Origin of the sequence: Enterobacter sp. UCD-UG_FMILLET (assembly GCF_000762975.1) — a bacterium.
GTDB lineage: Bacteria > Pseudomonadota > Gammaproteobacteria > Enterobacterales > Enterobacteriaceae > Enterobacter > Enterobacter dykesii.
In genome coordinates, this window is record NZ_JRJC01000014.1 from 84319 (window position 1) to 107857 (window position 23539).

The window sequence follows — 23539 nt, forward strand, 5'->3', positions numbered from 1 at the left end:
GGCGATTAACCAAACTCGCGCAGGCGGTGGGCAATTTTACGGAAGAACGAGTCCTGGCTGGCATCCCGGTCCTTTTCACCGGTAATCACCACCGTCGCCGTGGTACCCGCAGGCCACAGATTTCCCTGCTGTTCATCCAGATGAATACGTACCGGCACGCGCTGGGCCAGACGCACCCACTCCAGGTTGGAATCGACCGTCGCCATCCCTTTGGCATCGTTAGAGCTGCTGGAGTTAGTCACCCCTGCGGCAACGCTGTCGACGGTGCCTTTAAAGACGCGGTTGCTGCCGAGTGGCGTGATTTCAGCCCGGTAACCCGGACGCACGCCTTCCAGCTTGGTCTCTTCCATATAGGCGAGCACGTAGAAGGAGTTCTGTTTAACCAGCGCCACGGCGGTTGAGCCACGGGTAATGAATTCCCCGGCATAGACGTTGAGGTTGGTGACCCAGCCATCGGACGGCGCGCGGATCACGGTGCGCTCGAGATCGAGCTTCGCCAGATCGCGCGTTGCCTGCGCTTTCGCCAGCTGGTGCAGCACGGTTTGCAGCACGTTGTTGGACTGGTCAATCTCTTCGCGGGACATTGCCTGAACGCCCAGCTGATTACGGCGGCCTGCCTCGCGGCGTTTCTCCGCAGCGAGCGCCTGATAATAGGCCACGTCCGCTTCCGCCTCTTCCAGCGCTTTCTGGTAACGAGGCTGGTCGATGGTGAACAGGACCTGATCTTTTTTCACCAGCTGGTTATCGTGGACGTTAACCGCCGTGATAAGACCGGCTACGTCGGGGGCGATGGCCACCACATCGGCGCTGAAGCGTGCATCACGCGTCCACGGCGATTCGGTGTAATAAACCCAGGCGCGGAAAATAGCGATGAAGGCGAGGATAACCAGCGCCATGGTGATGGCAGTGCGGGAGATATTTCTTGTTAGCGTTTTCACATCAACCTCAGACAAACATGCGCGATATCAGGTAAAACAGGCAGCAATACAGCGCGGTATTGAACAATGCAGGGTGCCAGACGAAATCGTAGATCCCGGTAGGGACCAGCACCTTGCGCACCAGCCAGAAGATCGCCAGTGATAAAAGAAGCTCGAAAAATATCGGTGGGAACGACAAACCGAACACCACGATAACGGGAAACAGACTCATGTTGACCTTGATAAGAGAGAGTGCAGGCTTCAGAATTTTTTAGCGCACGCCACCGCAGGAGAGCAAGAAACGCCGGGCGAGAATGGCGCAGCCGTTATGTAATTAATAATATATTAACGTAACTGTTATGCTGTTATCTATAATATGTGATCTAAATCACTTTTAAGCCAGAGTGAACAATGGAACGTTTAAAACGCATGTCGGTCTTCGCCAAAGTGGTTGAGCTGGGCTCGTTTACCGCCGCTGCACGCCAGCTTCAGATGAGCGTCTCATCCATCAGCCAGACGGTGTCCAAACTGGAAGATGAGCTTCAGGTCAAGCTGCTCAACCGCAGTACCCGCAGCATTGGGCTGACGGAAGCGGGTAAAATTTACTATCAGGGCTGTCGCCGCATGCTGCTTGAAGTGCAGGATGTCCACGAACAGCTCTATGCCTTTAACAACACCCCCATCGGCACGCTGCGCATCGGGTGTTCTTCAACTATGGCACAAAATGTTCTCGCTGCCATGACGGCAGATATGCTGAAAGAATATCCCGGGCTTACCGTTAATCTGGTGACGGGTATCCCGGCGCCGGACCTGATTGCCGACGGCCTGGACGTGGTGATCCGCGTCGGCGCACTGCAGGATTCCAGCCTGTTCTCGCGACGGCTGGGCAGCATGCCGATGGTCGTCTGCGCCTCGAAAAGCTATCTGGCGCAGTACGGTGTTCCGGAGAAACCCGCCGATCTCGCCAACCACTCGTGGCTGGAGTATAGCGTGCGGCCCGATAATGAATTTGAGCTGATCGCTCCGGAAGGGATCTCCACCAGGCTGCTGCCGGAAGGGCGGTTTGTCACCAACGATCCGATGACCATTTCACGCTGGCTGGTGGCCGGCGCCGGGATCGCCTACGTGCCGTTAATGTGGGTGATCAACGAGATCAACAGCGGCGTGCTGGAGATCCTCTTCCCGCGCTACCAGTCCGATCCGCGTCCGGTGTACGCCCTGTATACCGAAAAAGACAAACTCCCGCTCAAGGTACAGGTGTGTATTAACTATCTGACCGAATATTTTGTGGACGTGGCGGAGCTGTTTCAGGGGATGCGGGGGAGAAGGAAGGAATAATCGATTTAACGCTGAAAATATATGAGCGTTGAATATTTCCAGGATGAAACCCCTCTGCATTCTGGAATATTCCTTCGTCACTATCAGGAATAGAGAATTGACACTGCCGCCGTCTGCCCTTTACCTTAATAACAGTCAGCCTTTCAGACTGTTATTAATTTGTTGCTGATATGAATAATAAAATGAATTCCGCAGGATGATGTTAAACAAGGAAAACAAATGAATCTATTTGAACAAACACCGCCTTCACGCAGGCGCTATGGGCTCGCTGCGTTCATCGGTTTAATTGCAGGGATTGTCTCCGCCTTTGTCAAATGGGGAGCCGAGGTGCCGCTTCCGCCACGCAGTCCCACCGATGTATTCACCGGCGCATGCGGGCCCGAGCAATTAATAAGAGCCGCCAGCCAGATTGACTGCTCACGAAACTTCTTAAACCCTCCCTATGTATTTTTACGCGACTGGCTGGGCGTCGTCGATCCTAACGAGGCGGTTTATACATTTGCCGGACATATATTTAACTGGGTCGGCGTAACACATATTATTTTCTCAATCGTGTTCGCTGTAGGTTATTGTGTAGTTGCGGAAGTCTTTCCGAAAATTAAACTCTGGCAGGGTTTGCTGGCGGGTGCGTTAGCTCAGCTTTTTGTTCATATGATCTCCTTCCCTCTGATGGGGCTGACGCCACCGCTGTTTGAGCTACCGTGGTATGAACACGTGTCAGAGATCGTGGGCCATCTGATCTGGTTCTGGTCGATCGAAATCATTCGTCGTGATTTGCGTAATCGCATCACTCACGAGCCGGATCCGGAGATACCGCTGAGTAACTTACGCTAAAAAAAGGCGCTACATCAGTAGCGCCATTTTTTTAAGCAGGGTCAGGTCAGGCTGTGCCGCCCACCGTCAGGTTGTCTACCTTCAGCGTTGGCTGGCCTACACCAACCGGCAGGCTCTGGCCCTCTTTACCGCAGACGCCCACGCCGTTATCCAGCTTCAGATCGTTACCGACCATGGAGATCTGCTGCATGGCTTCAATACCGGAACCAATCAGCGTCGCACCCTTCACCGCTTTGGTCACTTTGCCTTTCTCGATCAGATACGCTTCTGACGTGGAGAAAACAAACTTACCGGAGGTAATGTCCACCTGGCCGCCGCCAAAGTTTGGCGCAAAGATACCGTAATCGACGGATTCGATAATCTCCTGCGGCGTGGATTTGCCCGGCAGCATGTACGTGTTGGTCATGCGCGGCATCGGCAGGTGCGCGTAGGATTCACGACGGCCATTACCCGTCGGCGCCACGCCCATCAGGCGCGCGTTGAGTTTGTCCTGCATGTAGCCTTTCAGCACGCCGTTTTCGATCAGCACGTTGTACTGGCCTGGCGTGCCTTCGTCGTCGATAGCCACCGAGCCGCGACGATCGCGCATGGTGCCGTCATCCACAACGGTGCACAGTTCAGAGGAGACAAGCTGCCCGATCTGACCGCTGAATACGGACGTCCCGCGACGATTAAAGTCGCCTTCCAGACCGTGGCCTACCGCCTCGTGCAACAGCACGCCCGGCCAGCCAGCGCCCAGCACCACCGGGAATGAGCCCGCCGGCGCCGCGACGGCATTCAAATTCACCAGCGCCATGCGCACGGCTTCTTTCGCCCACGCGTCGGCGCGCGCTTCACCGTCAACATCGCCCAGGAACCAGTCATAGCCGAAACGACCGCCGCCACCGCTTGAGCCGCGCTCGCGTTTGCCGTCGTCATCGACCTGCACGCTGATTGAGAGACGCACCAGCGGACGAACATCCGCTGCCAGAGTGCCATCCGTTGCCGCCACCAGAATCAGTTCATAGACACCGCTCAGGCTGGCAGAGACTTCCTGCACGCGTTTGTCCGCCGCGCGGGCGACTTTGTCTACGCGACGCAGGATATCCAGCTTCTCTTCACGACTCATGCTCTGCAGCGGATCGATGCTGGTATAGAGCGCAGAGTGCTGCACTTCTCCCAGGGTTTTCACGCGACCATCGCCGGTATCACGCACAATAGTACGTGCGGCCTGCGCGCTCTGTTCAAGTGCGGTGAGGCTAATCTGATCGGCATAGGCGAAACCGGTTTTCTCGCCGCTGACGGCACGGACGCCGACGCCCTGGTCAATGTTGTAGGAGCCATCTTTGATGATGCTGTCTTCTAAAACCCAGGATTCGTGATAGCTCGACTGGAAATAAAGGTCGCCGTAGTCGAGACGGCGTTCGGTCAGTTGACCAAGAATGGAAAACAGGTCCTGATGGCTCAGGCCGTTCGCTGCGAGCAAATGTTCACTTACCAGGTTCAGACTCATCGTATTGCTACTCGTTCGTTGCCGCCCGTGGCGGTATAAAGATCGTATTTATTGAGAGTGAGGCAATTACCTGCCCACGTCAAATCATTGCTGTTCATCTTTGCGCGGCTGGCGCAGCACCTCGTTAATCTGCGGTTTATCTACCGGACCGGTAATGCGGTAGCGCAGAATGGAGACCTTGCTCCACAGCGGACCCAGCACTTTGCTGGCAGCAAACACCGCCGCACCGACAATCGGGTTCACCACAAAGGCCGCCGCCACGCCCACGCTCGCGGAAATTTCCGGCGCCACCACGGCTTCCATATCCAGCTCGCGACGCACGAGGTTAACGGAGCCTTTCATGGCGATATCCGCTTCCAGGCCATCCACCAGCGTGTCGTCCGTATGCAGAACGCCGTCCTTGATCCACGCCGTGCTGCGGATGGAATCGTAGTAGAAACCTTCGCTGAAGGTATCGCTGAAATCGAAGCGCAGCTTGCGCAGCAGCGCATCAAAACTCAGCAGGCGCAGGATCTGCCCGGCGCGCCCCGTGCTCACGTCGGCAATTTCACCTTTGCCGAAGCGGGTTTTCAGAATGCCGTTCAGCGAGGCCGCATCCGGCTTCCACGGGGCGTCACGCCAGTGAAGATCGTAATCGACGTCAAATGACGAGCCGCGCAGCGGCGTGCTGATACCAAAGAAATTGGCTGCCGCATCCAGCTTGTTGCCTTTAATGTCGCCCTTCAGGGACGTTCGCTGCTCGCCCGGGTTATTCACCCATTCCCCTGCGGCCGTCATGCGGCCAAAACCGGTATCAACCAGGCCGCCGGAGAGCGTAAGCGTGTTGGCCTGAATAGTGAAATCACCGTCGATACGGCCATATTTCTGCCCCCACAGCCAGCACTCCGCACAGCGCAGTTGGAGATCGGGCCAGCCGCTAAAATCGACGCGGGAGACATTACTCAACGGCGACGCCGCTGCCGTTTTGTCTTTCCCGCTCGCGGCGCTTGCCGGGTTGTAATAGAGGTAGCGGATCGCCGCCTGCCACGGCGCGTGATTGCGCATGGTCAGCGTGCCGTTGATCTCCCTTCCCTGGGCCTCCACCTTCGTACCGTTAGCGCCAGGCTGTGAAACAAGGCTCAGGTTGTTCCACTGCTGTCCGCCCAGCATCAGCGACGGCGTGCGTACGGTAATGGTTTGCGGGAACTGGGCAGCTTCATCAACGTTCTGCCCGACGCCTTTCTGGAACAGCGCCAGCCACTCAGCACCGTCCATCGGCGGGAGATTCAGCTCAATGCCCGACTGCTCCGGCAGAGGCGGCGTGGAGCGGCTATCCGTTGTCCAGATGGCTTTGTCGAGGGTGAGCTTGCGGTTAAGCAGCCAGCGGCTGTTGAAGTGGTTTGTCCCGCCCGCGCTTCCGGTCAGCGCGAAGCTGTTCAGGTTGCCATCGACGTTCAGCTTTACCGGCAGCGGCTGTCCGGCCTGTTTATCCAGCGGCGCAGGCAGCTGGCTCTGAAGGTTTTTCAGATCGCCCGTGATGTCGACCTTATACTGAGCACCCGCGTGATATGGCAGGTCGATTGCCACTTTACCCTGCCAGGCGACTGCGCCCTGCACTGACGCCTCAATGGGCTTCGGCAGGACGTCCATACGCGCGGGCTGCCAGTTACCGTCCAGATTGACGGCCACCTGATAAGCCTTTTCACCCTCTGTGGTCGTGAAGTCGATATTAACGGGCTGATTAAACCAGCTGGCCGTAAGCGGCTCGCTCTTCAGGTTACCGTTCTCAAAGCTGAACTGCCCGCTGAGATTTTTCAGGGTGCTCTCAAGGGGTTTGATGAACAGGCTGTTGTTCTTCAGACGGACGTCGCCTTTGGCGGTGGTCATGTCTCCGTCCAGAGGGATATCAAGATGTAAGCGAGCATTCACATCGCCATCAAGCTGCAGCTGCTGAAGCGTCGCCGCCAGCGACTCTTTCAGCGGCGTCTCCTCAAAGTACGGTCCTACCGCTTTGCCCGGGCCGTTGATGTCGGCATCAATCAGCAGCTTCTCTTTTGAGTAATCCGGGATGTTGGCCGTCAGGTTACTGGCCGTCACGCCGCCCAGCGCCACGCTGTCGGACTTCATCCAGAGTCCGTCATTGAGGAAATTAAGTTCGATATCCAGGTTTTTCAGCGCGGGCCAGCCGGGCTGGAACGCGAAGGTAGCGTCATGCAGCGGGACCAGAACCTGGAACTGACCTTCATTGTGTTTGTACGGGAACAGATGGGGATTACCGCCGTAGACCAGCGTGGCATTATCCGCCTGACCGCCCTGAATCGCGCCGCTGAGATAGTCTACCAGGGCTTTTCCCATCAGGTTTTCCGGGAAGTAGCGCCAGGCCTGAGAGCCGTCATCGGTGCTGATCCCGGCCAGAATACCCAGCCACGGCTCGTCACCTACAGGCTGCAGATAGCGGAAATCGCCGCGCGCGTGCACCGCTTTGGCTTTCACGTCGATATGCCGGCCATCAAGCTGGAAACCCTTATCGTTACGGAGCCAGTTAAGCACCGCGCTGCCCTGCTCGATTTCCAGCGGCGCGCGGAAGACCGTCTCGTAAGGCATTTTGGCGTCGTGCATATCAACCGTCAGCCTGCCGTTCTCCACGCTGCCTTCCAGCTTGCCGCTAAAGTGCTCCGCCCCCGGCAGCAGCTTCCACTGCTTCCAGGCAAGATCTTTCCACGTTGCCTGGAAGCGGGTTTTTTCCGTCGCCTGGAGCGGGATATCCAGCCCCAGAGCGTCGATCGTCCCGCTCGGCTGCGTAGCCAGCCAGATCTCGCCCAGGTCAGGAGAGAGCTTAGCCGCCATCGATCGCAGCCCTTCAATGGCAGCCAAATCCAGGTTGCTGGCGCGGATGCGCAGCTCGTCGCTGCGTTTACTGGCCGCGCCGCCGACGTCCTGCTCCGGCATCCAGGCCAGCGTCAGCGCACCGCGCGGCCACGGCTTGCCGTCCATGGTGATGCGTGTATCCGGAATGGCAAACTGCCAGCCCTCTTTCTCCTGCGTCACGTGCGCGGTGAGGTTATCGACGGAAAGCTGATGCTGCTGTTTTTCACCTTTCCAGCTCGCGCCCCCCTGCTTGAGCCAGATATCGCCGCTGGCAAATTCGCCTTTCGTCAGGGTCAGCCAGCCTTCAAGACTGAAGCGGGCCGTTTCCAGCTGCATATTTTGCTGGAGCCAGTCGCCCAGCCACGGCTTGACGTCCACATCGTCGGCCTGTAGCCAGACTTTGCCGTTATTTAACAGGCCGTCATCGTCGCGCAGATCCATCCGCACCTGCATCACGCCGTGCTGGCCGTTCAGGCTTGAGAGATTGACCTGCCCCTCGGCGCGGTGCCGATCCTTACCGTTGAGCCAGGTCAGCTGCGGGATCGCCAGTTCGGCGCGCTGGCCGGAAAGGGTAATAAAGCTCACTTCGCTGTCGCGCAGATCGAAGTGATCGAACTGACGGAGGAAAAGATCGCTGAAGCGGTTGGCTTCCAGACCCTGACCGCTATCGCCGCCGGACAGCGGCGTATTGGTCAGGAACTGGAGCTGATAAAAGGTGAGATCGCGAAACTGCCAGCGCAGATGCAGCAGGCTTTGCCAGACGTCCAGCGCCAGGGTCACGCGTTTGATTTTCAGGTGGCCGCCATCTTTGAGGCTGGCGTTGATATCCCGGACATCGAGCGTCGGGCCAAAATTCTGCCAGTTAGCGCTAATCTGGCTTACGTTCACCGGCACGCCGGTGGTGGATTCGATTTTAGCCAGCAGCTGCGGACGCCAGCTGTCCAGATGCGGTAATACGAGGCGTAGCCCGCTCACGAGCAACGCGACAATCACGACCAGCGTTGCCCCTGTAAGCAATAAAATCCCCGGCAATCGCCTCACGCATCTCTCCTTGTCAGCTTTCGTCACGCAGCGTACTGCGTCTTACATCATCACGACGTCAAACTGCTCCTGGTTATAGAGCGGTTCAATTTGTACTTTTACCTGTTTGCCGACAAAGATTTCCACTTCCGCCAGCGCGTGCGACTCTTCGCCTTTCAGCGCTTCAGCCACCGCAGGGGAAGCATAGACCAGAAAACGATCGGAGTCGTAGGCATGATGAACACGGACGATTTCGCGCATAATTTCATAGCAGACGGTCTCAACCGTCTTTACCGTTCCGCGTCCATGGCAGGTTGGGCATTCATTACACAGCACATGCTCAACGCTTTCACGGGTACGCTTACGCGTCATTTCCACCAGCCCCAGCTGCGAGAAGCCGTTAATGCTGGTTTTCACGCGGTCTTTGCTCAGCGCCTGCTCAAGCGAGTGCAGCACGCGGCGACGATGGTCTTCATTACTCATATCGATGAAGTCGATGATGATAATGCCGCCCAGATTGCGCAGACGAAGCTGGCGCGCAATCGCCTGCGTGGCTTCGATGTTGGTGTTGAAGATAGTGTCATCGAGATTGCGATGGCCGACGAACGCGCCGGTGTTGATATCGACGGTGGTCATCGCTTCGGTCTGATCGATGATCAGATAGCCGCCGGACTTCAGCTCGACCTTACGCTCCAGCGCGCGCTGGATCTCGTTTTCGACATCATAGAGATCGAAGATCGGCTGACGCCCTGAATAATGCTCCAGCAGGCCCGGCATCTCCGGGATATATTCGGCGGTAAATTCCAGCAGCGCTTCATAGGTCAGGCGCGAGTCCACGCGAATGCGGTCAAGCTGCGCATCGGCAAAGTCGCGCAGCACGCGCTGAGCCAGCGCCAGCTCACCGTAGAGCTGGTAGCGGGTCTGGTTGCGTTTTTTACGCTCCATCACTTTGGTCCAGACGCGCTTCAGATAAGCCGCATCCGACGCCAGGTCTTCTTCGCTGATCCCTTCCGCAGCGGTACGGATGATAAACCCGCCCTGTTCATCGCAGTAGGCGCTGACCACTTTCTTCAGACGCTCGCGCTCGGTTTCGCTCTCAATACGCTGCGAAACGCCCACGTGCGACGCGCCGGGCATAAAGACCAGATAGCGGGAAGGTAAGGTGATGTCGGTGGTCAGACGGGCGCCTTTGGTACCGAGGGGATCTTTCACCACCTGCACCATCAGATCCTGCCCCTGACGCACCAGTTCAGAAATATCGCGCACGGCAAACTGCTTTTGCTCTTCGCCCGCGACGCACTCGGTGTGCGGCATGATATCGGAGGCATGTAAAAACGCCGCCTTATCCAGTCCAATATCTACAAAAGCCGCCTGCATACCCGGTAGTACACGACTGACACGACCTTTGTAGATATTGCCTACTATTCCGCGCCGCGCTTCACGCTCAATATGAATTTCCTGAAGAATGCCACCATCAATATAGGCCACACGGGTTTCCGATGGCGTTACGTTTACCAACAATTCAGCCGTCATAATTATCCCTTCCCTCACGCAGTGAGTTAAAATTGCTCAGCAACTCATACGTTTCCACCAGCGGTAAGCCGACTACGGCGTGATAGCTGCCATTAATCTTCCTGACAAAACAGCCACCCAGCCCCTGAATACCGTATGCACCTGCTTTATCCATTGGTTCACCGCTGGCAATATAAGCGGCGATGTCGTCGTCGGTAAGTACTCTGAACGTCACTTCGGTCACCACCAGGCAATCCAGCACGTGCTGGCGGTCAGCCAGCGCGACGGCCGTCATCACCTGATGCGTTTGTCCGGACATTTTGTGCAGCATGCGCGCCGCATGATCGGCGTCGCGCGGTTTCTCAAGCACTTCACCGTTCAGAATAACGATGGTATCTGCTCCCAGCACGGGAAGATCGCGCGGCACACTGGCCACGCCCGCCTGCGCTTTCTCGCGCGCCAGGCGAGACACGTACTGTTGAGCGCTTTCGCCCTCAGCACGTTTTTCTTCAATGCCGGTAACGATGCGTTCAAAAGAGACCCCTAGCTGCGTCAGGAGTTCCTGACGGCGCGGGGAGCCGGAAGCGAGATACAAAGACGTCATAGAAACCTTTTATTGCACAGCAAACTGCTGGCGAACCTTACGCATCAGCAGGAATAACCATGGCCAGAGCACACCGTTTACTACACTACTCCAGAACACTTCCGGTCGGAAAGAGACGTTGATCACTAAAAACTCTGCCCAGAAAACAACGATATCCGCAGCGAGCGACAATAGCATCACCACCAGGGCCTGTTGCCAGAGCGCAAGGTTACGAAAGAGCTGGAATTTGAGTGCGACGAGGTACGCAATAATGCTCATGGACAAGGCGCGCACGCCAAGCGTAGAGCCGCTAATGAGATCCAGTATGGCACCCATCACGAAACCTGTGCCGACATTTACGCGATGCGGCAGGGCAAGGATCCAGTAGAGTAAAATGAGCAATACCCAGTTTGGCCGGAAAACGAGAATGTCATCCGGCCAGGGCATCACTTGCAGTAACAGTGCAATGAGAAACGAGAGCCAGATGACCCAGCGTCCCTGGCTACGATAGCTTGCCACTACTGCCCTCCCGAAGAGAGTTTAGGCGGTGGCGGCGCATCCGGCAGCGGCTGCGTTAACCCGGTTGCCGGCGCCGGTACTGGCGCAGGCGGCCCCATGGAATCCGCAGGCGGGAGAACCTGCGGCATCATCTGCATCAGGCGCTCATTTGCTACGCGATGCACCTCTTCAGGCGTCATCGGATTAGCACCATTACGATCGGCGCCCCACAGCAGCAGCAGATAGCGCAGACGCTGCAAACCGGCGGTTGGACGCGCCTGAATCACGGTATAGGCACGCTGGGTATCCAGCTTGACCGAAGAGACCACCGCAACCGGATAGCCTTCAGGGAAGCGTCCCCCCAGGCCGGACGTCACCAGCACGTCGCCCACGCGAATATCCGTGTTTGCCGGCAGATGTTCCAGCTGCAGATCGTCCGTACAGCCGTTACCGGCCGCTATCACGCGAATGTCGTTGCGCAGAACCTGGATCGGCAGCGCATGCGTGGCATCGCAAATCAGCAGCACGCGGCTAGTCAGTTTGGCTACGGCAACAACCTGGCCCACAACGCCTTTATCGCTAATAACAGGCTGACCTTCATACACCCCGTTCACGCTCCCTTTGTCGATCACAACCTGATCGCTGTAGGGGTCGTTTACGGTAGAGATCACCTGCGTGACCATCTTCTGCTCATCCTGACGCAGCGGCGAGCCGAGCAGTTCACGCAGGCGCGCGTTTTCCTGCTTGTATTGCCCCAGCATCAGCAGTTCGCTGTTTTTCAGCAGCAGTTCCTGACGTAATGCCCGGTTTTCGAGTTCGAGTTGGTCGCGCGAAGACAGCGTTTGAGAAACGGAGTCGAGCAGTTCACGGGGACCATTTGAAACAAAGTAGAAAGGACTGACGGCGGTATCCATGTACGTTCTGATCTGGCTGAACGTACCGAGGCGGCTATCGGCAATAATGACCCCAAGCGCAACCAGAACCGCCAGAATAAGGCGAAACTGTAGCGATGGGCCACGGCTAAAAATTGGCTTCATAGGCTATGCGTATTCTCGCGTCAGAGAGAAAGGGTAGCAAATTGCTACCCTCTCAAACTCGACTACTCTTCGCTGAACAAATCGCCGCCGTGCATGTCGATCATTTCCAGCGCCTTGCCACCACCACGGGCGACGCAAGTCAGTGGATCTTCTGCAACTACGACAGGAATACCTGTCTCTTCCATTAACAGGCGGTCGAGGTTACGCAGCAGCGCACCACCACCGGTCAGAACCATACCGCGCTCGGAGATATCGGACGCCAGCTCTGGTGGGCACTGTTCCAGCGCAACCATTACCGCGCTCACGATGCCCGTCAGTGGTTCCTGCAGAGCTTCCAGAATTTCGTTGGAGTTCAGGGTGAAACCGCGCGGAACACCTTCAGCCAGGTTACGGCCACGAACTTCGATCTCACGCACTTCATCGCCCGGATACGCAGAGCCGATTTCGTGTTTGATACGCTCTGCGGTGGCTTCACCGATCAGAGAGCCGTAGTTACGGCGCACATAATTAATGATGGCTTCATCGAAGCGGTCACCACCGATACGTACGGAAGAGGAGTACACCACGCCGTTCAGAGAGATAACGGCCACTTCAGTGGTACCACCACCGATGTCCACCACCATAGAACCGGTCGCTTCGGAAACAGGCAGACCCGCACCGATGGCCGCAGCCATTGGCTCTTCAATCAGGAACACTTCACGTGCACCTGCACCCTGGGCAGATTCACGGATTGCGCGACGCTCTACCTGGGTTGCGCCAACCGGCACACACACCAGAACACGCGGGCTTGGACGCATGAAGCTGTTGCTGTGAACCTGCTTGATGAAGTGCTGAAGCATTTTTTCAGTCACGAAGAAGTCGGCGATAACGCCGTCTTTCATTGGGCGAATGGCGGCGATGTTGCCAGGGGTACGACCCAGCATCTGCTTCGCGTCATGACCCACTGCAGCCACGCTTTTCGGCGAGCCTGCACGATCCTGACGAATGGCCACAACGGAAGGCTCATTCAATACGATGCCTTGTCCTTTTACATAAATAAGGGTATTCGCGGTACCCAGGTCAATGGACAGGTCATTGGAAAACATGCCACGAAATTTTTTCAACATACTAAGGGATAATCCTGAAAGCTGGGGCGGAAAACAAAATCCGCTTACTTTACCAACCACACGCAGCAGCGACAAGGCGCAAAAATCATCTGCAACGGTGAAAATTTGTGCAGTACGTTTCCTGATGTTACAAAAACATCCCCTGACTCCCTCAGGGCTGAGTAAACAGTAGCGTTCCCCACTGACGTTTGTAACCCGTTACAGGTCGTTCACTGGCTTTTTGCTCGACATACTCAAAGCTACAGGCGCGATATTCTACGTGAAAACAGCGTAAACGGCAGGTCAAACAGAGTATCTTTGCAAATATTTTTTCACGTTGGTGTCAAGCGGTTGAGAGGCAGCAAAAAAATCCCCCTGACCGCCCATCACGCCGCGCGCTGTTAACATCTGCCATTCGCTTCTGGAGCGCACGCCCGTGGCAAATACTTGTGTTCGCGTACCCTTACACGCTTCTACCAGACTCTGTACCAGCAGCTGGTTTTCCGTACGCTTCTCAATATTCCTTACCAGCCCCGGATGTAGCTTTAATAACTCCACATCCAGCTCCTTGATCCAGTTAGTGCTGACCAGCGTTAAACCTGCCTGCGTCACAGCGATACGTGCACCGAGCGCATTGATCAAACGCACCACCGGACGTAACCGGCTGATGTGTTGACCTACATCGGCCTCAGCAAGTTCAAAAATAATGTGTTTGCGTTGCGATTTTTCGCATTGCATTAACGTATCACGTAGCCAGCGCTGAAAACGTGGGCGTATTAACGACTCCACGGTGACCTGTAACGCCAGGTTTTCTTCAGGCCAGAAGGATAAAAACGGAATCAACCGGGTAATCTGCTGGCGGTCATACTCTTCGGACAGGCCAAATTGCAGCACCATCGGCAGATATTCCGCAGAGATGACCTCTTCGGTACCATCAAAAATACGACACATCAGTTCACGGTGATGAACGTTGCCGTTTTTCATGACCGCGGGTTTTTGATAAATACGCGGTCCGCCGCGGCTGAGCATCTGCTCAATCAGGGTGCGCCAGCGCACGTTGCCGCGCCCTTTTTCCGGCAGCGAGTCATCGTAAACCGCCCATCCATTGGCCCCCTGCAACACGGCGTTGCGGGTAGCGGCTTCCGCATGTTCCATCACCTGCTCTGTGGATTGTCCGCCACGCCAGGCGCAAATCCCCATGTGGACCATATCGTCCCTGTCGAGCATTTTGCTCTGCGGCAGCGCATCTACCGCCTTCAGCAGCTGGCTGGCGATGCTTTCGGATTCCTTCAGCGTACGATGAGGCAACAGCACGGCAAAGTCGCTGCGGTGATAGCGGGCCAGCAGCGCGCCCGGGTAGCGCATAATAAAGGTGGAGAGCAGGTTGATCAGCGTAAAGAGGTTTTCTTCCGCGGCCCGCTGTCCCCAGGTGTCGCGCAGGAGATCGAAATCGGGCAGGCGAATCATCATCACCACCCCGTGTGTCCCCACTTTTTCCGGATCCTCAAGCAGCGTGGCGAGCTGATTATCAAAGAAAAGACGGTTGTTAAGACCGGTTTTATTATCCTGCGCGGCATAAGAGCGGATCAGCGTATCCATACGGCTGCGCTGGTCGCTGGCAAACTGGATTTCGGAGAGCAGGGTATCGAGCGCGCTGCTGGCGCGTGAAGGCCACTCGTGGACAGAGCCACGCACCTGAGGGCCGCGTTCACCGTTCAGGATCCGCACGGAGCGCATCTCCAGCAGCTCCTGCCCGGAAAGCTGGCGGCGCAGCCAGCGGACCGCGAGAAAGATCAGCAGGACGATAAACGCAACGGCGATGGTGAGCGGCGCGGTGGTCATCATGGAACGGAAATAGCTGGCCATCGGATCGAGATAGACCATACGTATGGTCATCCCCGGATTTTTGAGGGAATGCACCGTCACTTCCCGATACTGGCTCACCACGCCCGCAGGGCGATAGCTTCCCGGTCGTTCATGGCTTAAAACACGATGCTTTCCCTGCTGAATGTCGATCTGAACAATATCAACAGGAACCATCAACTCATCAAGCTCACTGGTGAGCGTTGGTAGCGGCGTCGTTAGCAGACGCGTATCAATCACCGATGCCACAGACTGCACCCGGTTGACCAGCTTGTCCTGAATGGCGTTGTAAAAGCTCAGAGAGCAGCCCAGAAGGGTGACAAAAATGGTAAGCCCCGTCAGCAAGGTGATAAAAGCTGAGAACTTCGTCGTTAATCGCATCCTTGAGATTACTCCGTGGGTTGATGGGGGTAGCGAGTAAGCGCTAACTTGCATTTCAAATGCGGCATACTACCAAATCGGGTGTATCTGGCAATTTATTGCGTTAAATCGGCACTGCTATTCCCTGAGCGAGTATAGTCTTCAGAAATTATTTTCCAATCATATGAGTCGTGAGGACCCCGTATGCAGGCTTTGATCTTAGAACAGCAGGACGGCAAAACGCTTGCCTCAGTGCAGCCGGTAGAAGAGAGCCGCCTGCCGGAGGGCGAAGTAACCGTCGACATCGACTGGTCCAGTTTAAATTATAAAGATGCGCTGGCTATTACCGGTAAGGGTAAAATCATCCGAAATTTCCCTATGGTGCCGGGGATCGATTTCGCTGGCCGGGTTCATGCCAGCGAGGATCCTCGCTTCCATCCAGGCCAGCATGTACTGCTCACCGGCTGGGGCGTGGGTGAAAATCACTGGGGCGGGCTGGCCACGCAGGCGCGCGTGAAGGGCGACTGGCTGGTGCCTATGCCGAAAGGCATGGATGGCCGCAAGGCGATGATCGTCGGCACGGCAGGCTTTACCGCCATGCTTTGCGTGATGGCGCTGGAAGATGCGGGTATCCGCCCTGAGTCAGGTGAAATTGTCGTCACCGGCGCCAGCGGCGGCGTGGGCAGCACGGCAGTCACGCTGCTCCACAAGCTGGGCTATCAGGTCGCTGCGGTTTCCGGCCGGGAAAGCACCCATGACTATCTGCGCCAGCTTGGCGCCAGCCGCATTCTCAGCCGCGACGAATTTGCCGAAACCCGTCCGCTGGAAAAACAGGTTTGGGCAGGGGCGGTGGATACCGTCGGTGATAAGGTGCTGGCAAAAGTTCTGGCGCAGATGAACTACGGCGGCTGCGTGGCAGCCTGCGGTCTGGCGGGCGGATTTGCCCTGCCAACCACTGTGATGCCATTTATTCTGCGTAACGTACGCCTGCAGGGCGTGGATTCCGTGATGACCCCGCCGGCCCGTCGTCATCAAGCCTGGGAACGGCTGGTGCGCGATCTGCCGGAATCTTTCTATACCCAGAGCGCAACGGAGATAACCCTCAGCCAGGCGCCGGAATACGCCAGTAAGATCATGGACAACCAGTTCCACGGCCGCGCGCTGGTGAAAATCGCCTAATCTTCAAATTTTCGTGACATATTCGCGCGAATCCCTCTCCTCCGTCATGCTTAGAAAAACGCATGACGGAGGATGCCATGAAAAACCGAAAACTGACGGAAGCCGACGTAACGTCTGAGTCTGTCTTTATGTTACAGCGCCGCCAGATCCTGAAAATGCTTGGCATCAGCGCCACAGCCCTGACGCTCTCTCCGGCGGCACACGCCGACCTGCTCGACTGGTTTAAAGGCAACGATCGGCCAAAGGCCCCATCCGGCGCCCCGCTCACCTTTACGAAACCGGCCGAATGGCAAAACAAGCTGACGCTCACGCCGGAAGATAAAGTTACCGGCTACAACAACTTCTACGAATTTGGTCTCGATAAGGCCGATCCTGCTGCCAACGCGGGGAGCCTCAAAACCGATCCCTGGACGCTGAAAATTGATGGCGAAGTGGCAAAACCGCTGACGCTGGACCATCACGATCTCACCACCCGTTTCCCGCTCGAAGAGCGTATCTATCGCATGCGCTGCGTGGAAGCCTGGTCGATGGTGGTGCCCTGGGTCGGCTTCCCGCTGCATAAACTGCTGGCGATGGTTGAACCCACCAGCAACGCAAAATATGTCGCTTTCCAGACGCGCTATGCGCCGGACGAGATGCCCGGACAAAAAGATCGGTTTATCGGCGGCGGGCTTGAGTATCCCTATGTGGAAGGGCTACGTCTCGACGAAGCGATGCACCCCCTCACCCTGCTGACCGTCGGCGTTTATGGCAAAGCGCTTCCGCCGCAGAACGGCGCGCCCATCCGTTTAACCGTACCGTGGAAATATGGCTTCAAAGGGATTAAATCTATCGTCAGCATTAAGCTTACCCGCGAACGTCCGCCAACCACGTGGAATCTGGCGGCCCCGGACGAATACGGCTTCTTCGCCAACGTGAACCCGCACGTGGATCATCCGCGCTGGTCGCAGGCAACCGAGCGGTTTATCGGTTCCGGCGGTGCGCTGGACGTGAAGCGCCAGCCGACGCTGCTGTTTAACGGCTATGCGGATGAAGTGGCCTCGCTTTACCGTGGTCTCAACTTACGGGAGAACTTCTGAGTGCGTTTAACGGCAAAACAGATTACCTGGCTGAAAGTGCTGCTGCACCTGGCCGGGCTGCTTCCTTTTATATGGCTGTTCTGGGCCGCCAGCCAGGGGCTTTTTAGCGCAGATCCGGCAAAGGATATCCAGCATTTTACCGGTCGGATGGCTCTGAAATTTTTGCTGGCCACCTTGCTCGTCTCGCCGCTGGCGCGCTACGCTAAACAGCCATTATTGGTACGCACCCGTCGGCTGTTAGGGCTATGGTGTTTTGCCTGGGCGACGCTGCACCTCACCAGCTACGCCCTGCTGGAACTGGGAATTAACAATCTGGCACTGCTTGGCCGCGAACTGGTGACACGTCCTTATCTGACGCTAGGTATCGTGAGCTGGGTGGTTTTACTGGCGTTAGCGCTGACATCCACGCAATATGCGCAGCGAAAACTGGGCAGGCGCTGGCAGCTTCTGCACAACTTCGTCTATCTTGTCGCGATCCTCGCTCCCATTCATTACCTGTGGTCGGTGAAGATCCTCTCGCCACAGCCGATCCTTTATGCACTGGCGGCCGTGGCGCTTTTAGCATGGCGTTACAAGAAGTTCCGCCAGTGGTTGCGATAGTTCGCGAAACTGTGCGTTTTCCCGCAGATTACCGGTCAACCGCAAATCTTTTTCGGATAGCGGTTGATAATCTTCCCTGATAAGACCAGTATTTAGCTGCTAAATGCTACGAAATCGTTATAATGTGCGACCTTGGTTCGCCTGACAGCGGTTTTAAGCCTCTGAAAAGGTGACATTTGCGTTTCGAAGGTATATTTTGTTTTTTACCCGAAAATCGCAGGAGATAGCGGCATTATGACTGATAAGTTCCATATCTTAGTTTTGAACGGACCGAACCTGAACATGCTCGGCACCCGTGAGCCAGAGAAGTACGGCACGCTAACATTGAGTGAAATTGTTAACCGTCTGGGAACGGAAGCAGCGTCACTGAATGTGGATTTGGATCATTTTCAGTCGAATGCGGAGTACGCACTCATCGACCGTATTCATCAGGCTAAAGACAATGTGGACTATATCCTGATCAATCCGGCCGCGTTTACGCACACCAGTGTTGCTATCCGCGACGCACTGCTCGCGGTGGGTATCCCGTTTATCGAGATCCACCTGAGTAATGTGCACGCCCGAGAGCCGTTCCGTCACCATTCGTATCTGTCGGATATCGCTGCTGGCGTTATCTGTGGACTGGGCGCAGACGGCTATTCATACGCTTTACAGACAGCGGTAAAACGCTTGTCACAATCACACTAAACAAGAGTACGGAACCCACTCATGGATATTCGTAAGATTAAAAAACTGATCGAGCTGGTTGAAGAATCAGGCATCTCCGAACTGGAAATTTCTGAAGGCGAAGAGTCTGTACGCATCAGCCGTGCAGCCCCAGCCGCTAGCTTCCCGGTAATGCAGCAAGCTTATGCTGCGCCAGTGCAGCAGCCTGCGCTCTCCGCAGCCGTTGCGCCAGCAGCTGAAGCCGCACCTGCCGCTGCAGCAGAAATCAGTGGTCACATCGTACGTTCCCCAATGGTTGGTACTTTCTACCGCACCCCGAGCCCGGACGCGAAGGCGTTCATCGAAGTGGGTCAGAAAGTCAACGTAGGCGATACCCTGTGCATCGTTGAAGCGATGAAAATGATGAACCAGATCGAAGCAGACAAATCAGGTACTGTGAAAGCGATTCTGGTCGAAAGTGGTCAGCCGGTTGAATTTGACGAGCCGCTGGTCGTCATCGAGTAACGAGGCGTACATGCTGGATAAAATTGTTATCGCCAACCGCGGCGAGATCGCACTGCGTATACTTCGTGCCTGTAAAGAACTGGGCATCAAGACCGTCGCTGTGCACTCAAGCGCGGATCGCGATTTAAAACACGTATTGCTGGCGGATGAGACGGTTTGTATTGGCCCGGCTCCGTCCGTAAAAAGCTATCTGAACATCCCGGCTATCATCAGCGCCGCTGAAATCACCGGCGCGGTGGCAATTCATCCGGGTTACGGCTTCCTCTCTGAGAACGCCAACTTTGCTGAGCAGGTTGAACGCTCTGGCTTCATCTTCATCGGCCCGAAAGCCGACACTATCCGCCTGATGGGCGACAAAGTGTCTGCAATCACCGCGATGAAAAAAGCCGGTGTTCCAACCGTACCAGGCTCTGACGGCCCTCTGACCGACGACATGGATGCTAACCGTGCTCATGCTAAACGCATTGGCTACCCGGTTATCATCAAGGCGTCCGGCGGCGGCGGCGGTCGCGGTATGCGCGTTGTGCGTAGCGATGCTGAACTGGCGCAGTCCATCTCCATGACCAAAGCAGAAGCGAAAGCCGCTTTCAGCAATGACATGGTGTACATGGAAAAATACCTGGAAAACCCACGCCACATCGAAATTCAGGTGCTGGCAGACGGTCAGGGTAACGCGATCTATCTGGCAGAACGTGACTGCTCCATGCAGCGTCGTCACCAGAAAGTGGTCGAAGAAGCACCTGCACCGGGCATTACCCCGGAACTGCGTCGCTACATCGGCGAGCGTTGCTCCAAAGCGTGTGTCGATATCGGCTATCGCGGTGCAGGTACCTTTGAGTTCCTGTTCGAGAACGGCGAGTTCTATTTCATCGAAATGAACACCCGTATTCAGGTTGAACACCCGGTTACCGAAATGATCACCGGCGTTGACCTGATCAAAGAACAGCTGCGTATCGCTGCAGGCCAGCCGCTGTCCATCAAGCAGGAAGAAGTTGTGGTGAAAGGCCATGCGGTAGAGTGCCGTATCAACGCCGAAGACCCGAACACCTTCCTGCCAAGCCCGGGTAAAATCACGCGTTTCCACGCGCCGGGTGGCTTTGGCGTGCGCTGGGAGTCTCATATCTACGCCGGTTACACCGTACCGCCGTACTATGACTCAATGATCGGCAAGCTTATCTGCTACGGCGAAAACCGTGACGTGGCGATTGCCCGCATGAAAAACGCCCTGCAGGAACTGATCATCGACGGTATCAAAACCAACGTTGATCTGCAGATGCGTATCATGAGCGATGAACACTTCCAGAATGGTGGAACTAATATCCACTATCTGGAGAAAAAACTCGGTCTGAACGAGAAGTAAGAGACCTGTGTTGCTAAAAGGCCGGATTATCCGGCCTTTTTTATTTCTGGGGATCGCCAGGCCCCATCATGTACAATCCCCGCTTTCTTCATCCACAAGGGACAAAAAATGGACAAACGTTTTGTTCAGGCCCATAAAGAAGCGCGCTGGGCGCTGTGGCTGACCCTTCTCTATCTCGCTGCATGGTTAGTAACTGCTTACTTACCTGACTCCGCTATTGGCATCACCGGCCTGCCGCACTGGTTCGAAATGGCGTGTCTGCTGGTACCGCTGGTCTTCATCCTGCTGTGCTGGGCAATGGTGAAATTCATCTATCGCGATATTCCGCTGGAGGACGATGATGCAGCTTGAAGTCATTCTGCCGCTTATCGCTTACCTGTTAGTGGTATTTGGTTTATCCGTTTACGCCATGCGTAAAAGAACGACGGGCACCTTCCTGAACGAGTATTTTTTGGGTAGCCGCTCGATGGGCGGCGTCGTGCTGGCCATGACGCTGACCGCGACCTACATCAGCGCCAGTTCGTTTATCGGCGGACCCGGCGCAGCCTATAAATACGGGTTAGGCTGGGTGCTGCTGGCGATGATCCAGCTTCCAGCCGTCTGGCTCTCGCTGGGCATACTGGGTAAAAAATTTGCCATTCTGGCGCGCCGTTATAATGCCGTGACGCTCAACGATATGCTGTTTGCCCGCTATCAGAGCCGTTTACTGGTGTGGCTGGCCAGCTTAAGCCTGCTGGTGGCCTTTATTGGCGCAATGACGGTGCAGTTTATCGGCGGGGCACGCCTGCTGGAAACGGCTGCCGGGATCCCCTACGAGACAGGCCTGATTATCTTCGGCGTCAGCATTGCGCTCTACACCGCGTTTGGCGGATTCCGCGCCAGCGTGCTGAACGATACGATGCAGGGTTTGGTAATGCTTGTTGGCACTCTTGTCCTGCTGGTCGGCATCGTCCACGCCGCGGGTGGCCTGAGCCACGCCGTCGAAACGCTGGAAACCATCGACCCGAAACTGGTCTCTCCGCAGGGCGCGGATGACATCCTTTCGCCAACCTTTATGACCTCGTTCTGGGTGTTGGTGTGCTTTGGGGTGATTGGCCTGCCGCATACCGCCGTGCGCTGTATCTCTTACAAAGACAGCAAAGCCGTGCACAGAGGTATCATTATCGGCACTATCGTTGTCGCAATCCTGATGTTTGGTATGCACCTGGCGGGCGCGTTAGGTCGGGCAGTTATTCCTGACCTTACCGTACCCGATCTGGTTATCCCAACCCTGATGGTTAAAGTGCTGCCGCCATTTGCCGCCGGGATCTTCCTTGCCGCACCGATGGCCGCCATTATGTCGACAATCAACGCTCAGCTGCTGCAAAGTTCCGCTACGATCATTAAAGATCTCTATCTGAACCTGCGTCCTGAGCAGGTAGAGAATGAACGACGCCTGAAGCGCATGTCGGCCGTTATTACTCTGGCGTTAGGGGCATTGCTGCTGTTAGCCGCGTGGCGCCCGCCGGAGATGATCATCTGGCTGAACCTGCTGGCATTTGGTGGGCTTGAAGCGGTATTCCTGTGGCCGCTGGTGTTAGGGCTCTACTGGGAGCGCGCGAATGCCGCCGGTGCGCTGAGCGCGATGATTGTCGGCGGCGTGCTTTACGCCGTCCTCGCAACGTTTAAGATTCAGTACCTGGGCTTCCATCCGATTGTGCCTTCGTTACTGCTAAGTTTACTGGCGTTTGTGGTGGGGAACCGTTTCGGTCAGCCCGTCCCACAGCCCGCTATGATTTCTACTGATAAATAAAGAGTTTTGCCATGCCGTGGATCCAACTAAAACTGAACACAACCGGCGCTAACGCCGAAGAGCTGAGCGATGCGCTGATGGAGGCCGGTTCGGTCTCTATCACCTTCCAGGACACGCATGATACGCCGGTCTTTGAGCCGCTGCCGGGCGAAACCCGCCTGTGGGGTGATACCGACGTTATTGGCCTGTTTGATGCCGAAACCGACATGAAAGAGGTTGTCGCGATTCTGGAGAATCATCCTCTGCTGGGCGCGGGTTTCGTGCATAAAATCGAACAGCTGGAAGATAAAGACTGGGAACGCGAGTGGATGGATAACTTCCACCCGATGCAGTTCGGCAAACGTCTGTGGATCTGCCCGAGCTGGCGCGACGTCCCTGATGAAAGCGCAGTCAACGTGATGCTCGATCCGGGTCTGGCGTTTGGTACCGGCACTCACCCAACCACGTCTCTGTGCCTGCAGTGGCTGGATGGTCTGGATCTGGACGGTAAGACAGTGATCGACTTCGGCTGTGGATCCGGGATCCTCGCGATTGCAGCCCTGAAGCTGGGCGCGGCAAAAGCCATCGGGATCGATATCGATCCGCAGGCGATTCAGGCCAGCCGCGATAATGCCGAGCGTAACGGCGTCTCCGATCGTCTGGAGCTGTATCTGCCGGATGCACAGCCAGACGCCATGAAAGCCGATGTGGTGGTCGCTAACATTCTGGCGGGCCCGCTGCGCGAACTGGCTCCGTTAATCAGCGTGCTGCCCGTTGAGGGCGGTCTGCTGGGGCTTTCCGGTATCCTGGCAAGCCAGGCCGACAGCGTGTGTGAAGCCTATGCCGATCTCTTTGCTCTCGACCCGGTGGTGGAAAAAGAAGAGTGGTGCCGCATCACCGGTCGTAAAAAATAAGAATCTGGCGTGGTCATCTGACCACGCCTCTCCCCCTCTGATAATCCTCTCTCCACCGGTCATTCTTCGGTAAAATAACC

21 protein-coding genes are annotated in these 23539 nt (G+C 56.1%); 11 read left to right on the forward strand and 10 right to left on the reverse strand.

Going from position 1 to position 23539, the window contains the following annotated elements:
• Positions 1–5 precede the first annotated feature (5 nt).
• Together aaeA and aaeX are read right to left on the reverse strand one after the other, a co-directional pair.
• Positions 6–938 carry a p-hydroxybenzoic acid efflux pump subunit AaeA gene (gene aaeA / locus LA04_RS06900; protein ID WP_047650974.1) on the reverse strand — a complete coding sequence of 311 codons (933 nt, stop codon included), beginning with the start codon at positions 936–938 and terminating at the stop codon, positions 6–8.
• Between the two features lie 7 nt (positions 939–945).
• Positions 946–1149 carry a p-hydroxybenzoic acid efflux pump operon protein AaeX gene (aaeX, locus tag LA04_RS06905; protein WP_003860416.1) on the reverse strand — a complete coding sequence of 68 codons (204 nt, stop codon included), beginning with the start codon at positions 1147–1149 and terminating at the stop codon, positions 946–948.
• Between the two features lie 179 nt (positions 1150–1328).
• On the opposite strand from aaeX, the gene aaeR reads away from it, so the two are divergent.
• Both aaeR and LA04_RS06915 read left to right on the forward strand, forming a co-directional pair.
• Entirely contained in the window at positions 1329–2255 is a 927-nt protein-coding gene (gene aaeR, locus LA04_RS06910; RefSeq protein WP_047650956.1) for an HTH-type transcriptional activator AaeR, read from the forward strand.
• A 219-nt stretch (positions 2256–2474) separates the two neighbouring features.
• Positions 2475–3089, forward strand: a complete 615-nt coding sequence (locus tag LA04_RS06915; RefSeq protein WP_047650957.1) for a YagU family protein — start codon at positions 2475–2477, stop codon at positions 3087–3089.
• A 46-nt stretch (positions 3090–3135) separates the two neighbouring features.
• Here LA04_RS06915 and tldD read toward each other — a convergent pair whose 3' ends face one another.
• The 8 genes from tldD to csrD all read right to left on the reverse strand — a co-directional run bounded on the left by tldD (position 3136) and on the right by csrD (position 15407).
• Positions 3136–4581: a metalloprotease TldD gene (gene tldD / locus LA04_RS06920; protein ID WP_029740073.1), complete on the reverse strand. Its 1446-nt coding sequence runs from the start codon at positions 4579–4581 to the stop codon at positions 3136–3138.
• 84 nt (positions 4582–4665) lie between these two features.
• Entirely contained in the window at positions 4666–8469 is a 3804-nt protein-coding gene (gene yhdP / locus LA04_RS06925; protein ID WP_047650958.1) for an AsmA2 domain-containing protein YhdP, read from the reverse strand.
• Between the two features lie 42 nt (positions 8470–8511).
• Positions 8512–9981 (reverse strand): ribonuclease G, encoded by a 1470-nt coding sequence (gene rng / locus LA04_RS06930; protein ID WP_010436156.1) that lies wholly within the window; start codon positions 9979–9981, stop codon positions 8512–8514.
• Positions 9971–10564 (reverse strand): Maf family protein, encoded by a 594-nt coding sequence (locus LA04_RS06935; RefSeq protein WP_023309398.1) that lies wholly within the window; start codon positions 10562–10564, stop codon positions 9971–9973. The genes rng and LA04_RS06935 overlap by 11 nt, the downstream gene beginning before the upstream one ends.
• A gap of 9 nt (positions 10565–10573) precedes the next feature.
• Entirely contained in the window at positions 10574–11062 is a 489-nt protein-coding gene (gene mreD, locus LA04_RS06940; protein ID WP_023309399.1) for a rod shape-determining protein MreD, read from the reverse strand.
• On the reverse strand, positions 11062–12078 hold the full coding sequence (gene mreC / locus LA04_RS06945) for a rod shape-determining protein MreC (RefSeq protein ID WP_023309400.1): 1017 nt from the start codon (positions 12076–12078) through the stop codon (positions 11062–11064). Before mreC ends, mreD begins: the two co-directional genes overlap by 1 nt.
• Positions 12079–12140: 62 nt before the next feature.
• Positions 12141–13184: a rod shape-determining protein MreB gene (gene mreB, locus LA04_RS06950; RefSeq protein ID WP_000913396.1), complete on the reverse strand. Its 1044-nt coding sequence runs from the start codon at positions 13182–13184 to the stop codon at positions 12141–12143.
• Positions 13185–13466: 282 nt separating this feature from the next.
• Positions 13467–15407: an RNase E specificity factor CsrD gene (gene csrD / locus LA04_RS06955; protein ID WP_047650959.1), complete on the reverse strand. Its 1941-nt coding sequence runs from the start codon at positions 15405–15407 to the stop codon at positions 13467–13469.
• Positions 15408–15590: 183 nt separating this feature from the next.
• On the opposite strand from csrD, the gene acuI reads away from it, so the two are divergent.
• From acuI to prmA, 9 genes are all read left to right on the forward strand, one after another.
• Entirely contained in the window at positions 15591–16565 is a 975-nt protein-coding gene (gene acuI, locus LA04_RS06960) for an acrylyl-CoA reductase (NADPH) (RefSeq protein ID WP_047650960.1), read from the forward strand.
• A gap of 77 nt (positions 16566–16642) precedes the next feature.
• Entirely contained in the window at positions 16643–17644 is a 1002-nt protein-coding gene (gene msrP, locus LA04_RS06965) for a protein-methionine-sulfoxide reductase catalytic subunit MsrP (protein WP_032659657.1), read from the forward strand.
• On the forward strand, positions 17645–18244 hold the full coding sequence (gene msrQ, locus LA04_RS06970) for a protein-methionine-sulfoxide reductase heme-binding subunit MsrQ (protein WP_047650961.1): 600 nt from the start codon (positions 17645–17647) through the stop codon (positions 18242–18244).
• Between the two features lie 234 nt (positions 18245–18478).
• A complete protein-coding gene (aroQ, locus tag LA04_RS06975; RefSeq protein WP_047650962.1) occupies positions 18479–18931 on the forward strand; it encodes a type II 3-dehydroquinate dehydratase in 453 nt (150 codons plus the stop codon).
• A 21-nt stretch (positions 18932–18952) separates the two neighbouring features.
• Positions 18953–19414, forward strand: a complete 462-nt coding sequence (accB, locus tag LA04_RS06980; protein ID WP_010436174.1) for an acetyl-CoA carboxylase biotin carboxyl carrier protein — start codon at positions 18953–18955, stop codon at positions 19412–19414.
• 10 nt (positions 19415–19424) lie between these two features.
• Positions 19425–20774 (forward strand): acetyl-CoA carboxylase biotin carboxylase subunit, encoded by a 1350-nt coding sequence (gene accC / locus LA04_RS06985; protein WP_023333644.1) that lies wholly within the window; start codon positions 19425–19427, stop codon positions 20772–20774.
• A gap of 108 nt (positions 20775–20882) precedes the next feature.
• Entirely contained in the window at positions 20883–21125 is a 243-nt protein-coding gene (locus LA04_RS06990) for a YhdT family protein (RefSeq protein WP_006178860.1), read from the forward strand.
• Positions 21115–22566: a sodium/pantothenate symporter gene (gene panF, locus LA04_RS06995; protein ID WP_047650963.1), complete on the forward strand. Its 1452-nt coding sequence runs from the start codon at positions 21115–21117 to the stop codon at positions 22564–22566. Before LA04_RS06990 ends, panF begins: the two co-directional genes overlap by 11 nt.
• Before the next feature lie 11 nt (positions 22567–22577).
• The gene (gene prmA / locus LA04_RS07000) at positions 22578–23459 is read left to right on the forward strand and encodes a 50S ribosomal protein L11 methyltransferase (RefSeq protein ID WP_047650964.1); all 882 of its coding nucleotides are present in this window, start codon (positions 22578–22580) and stop codon (positions 23457–23459) included.
• Positions 23460–23539 lie beyond the last annotated feature (80 nt).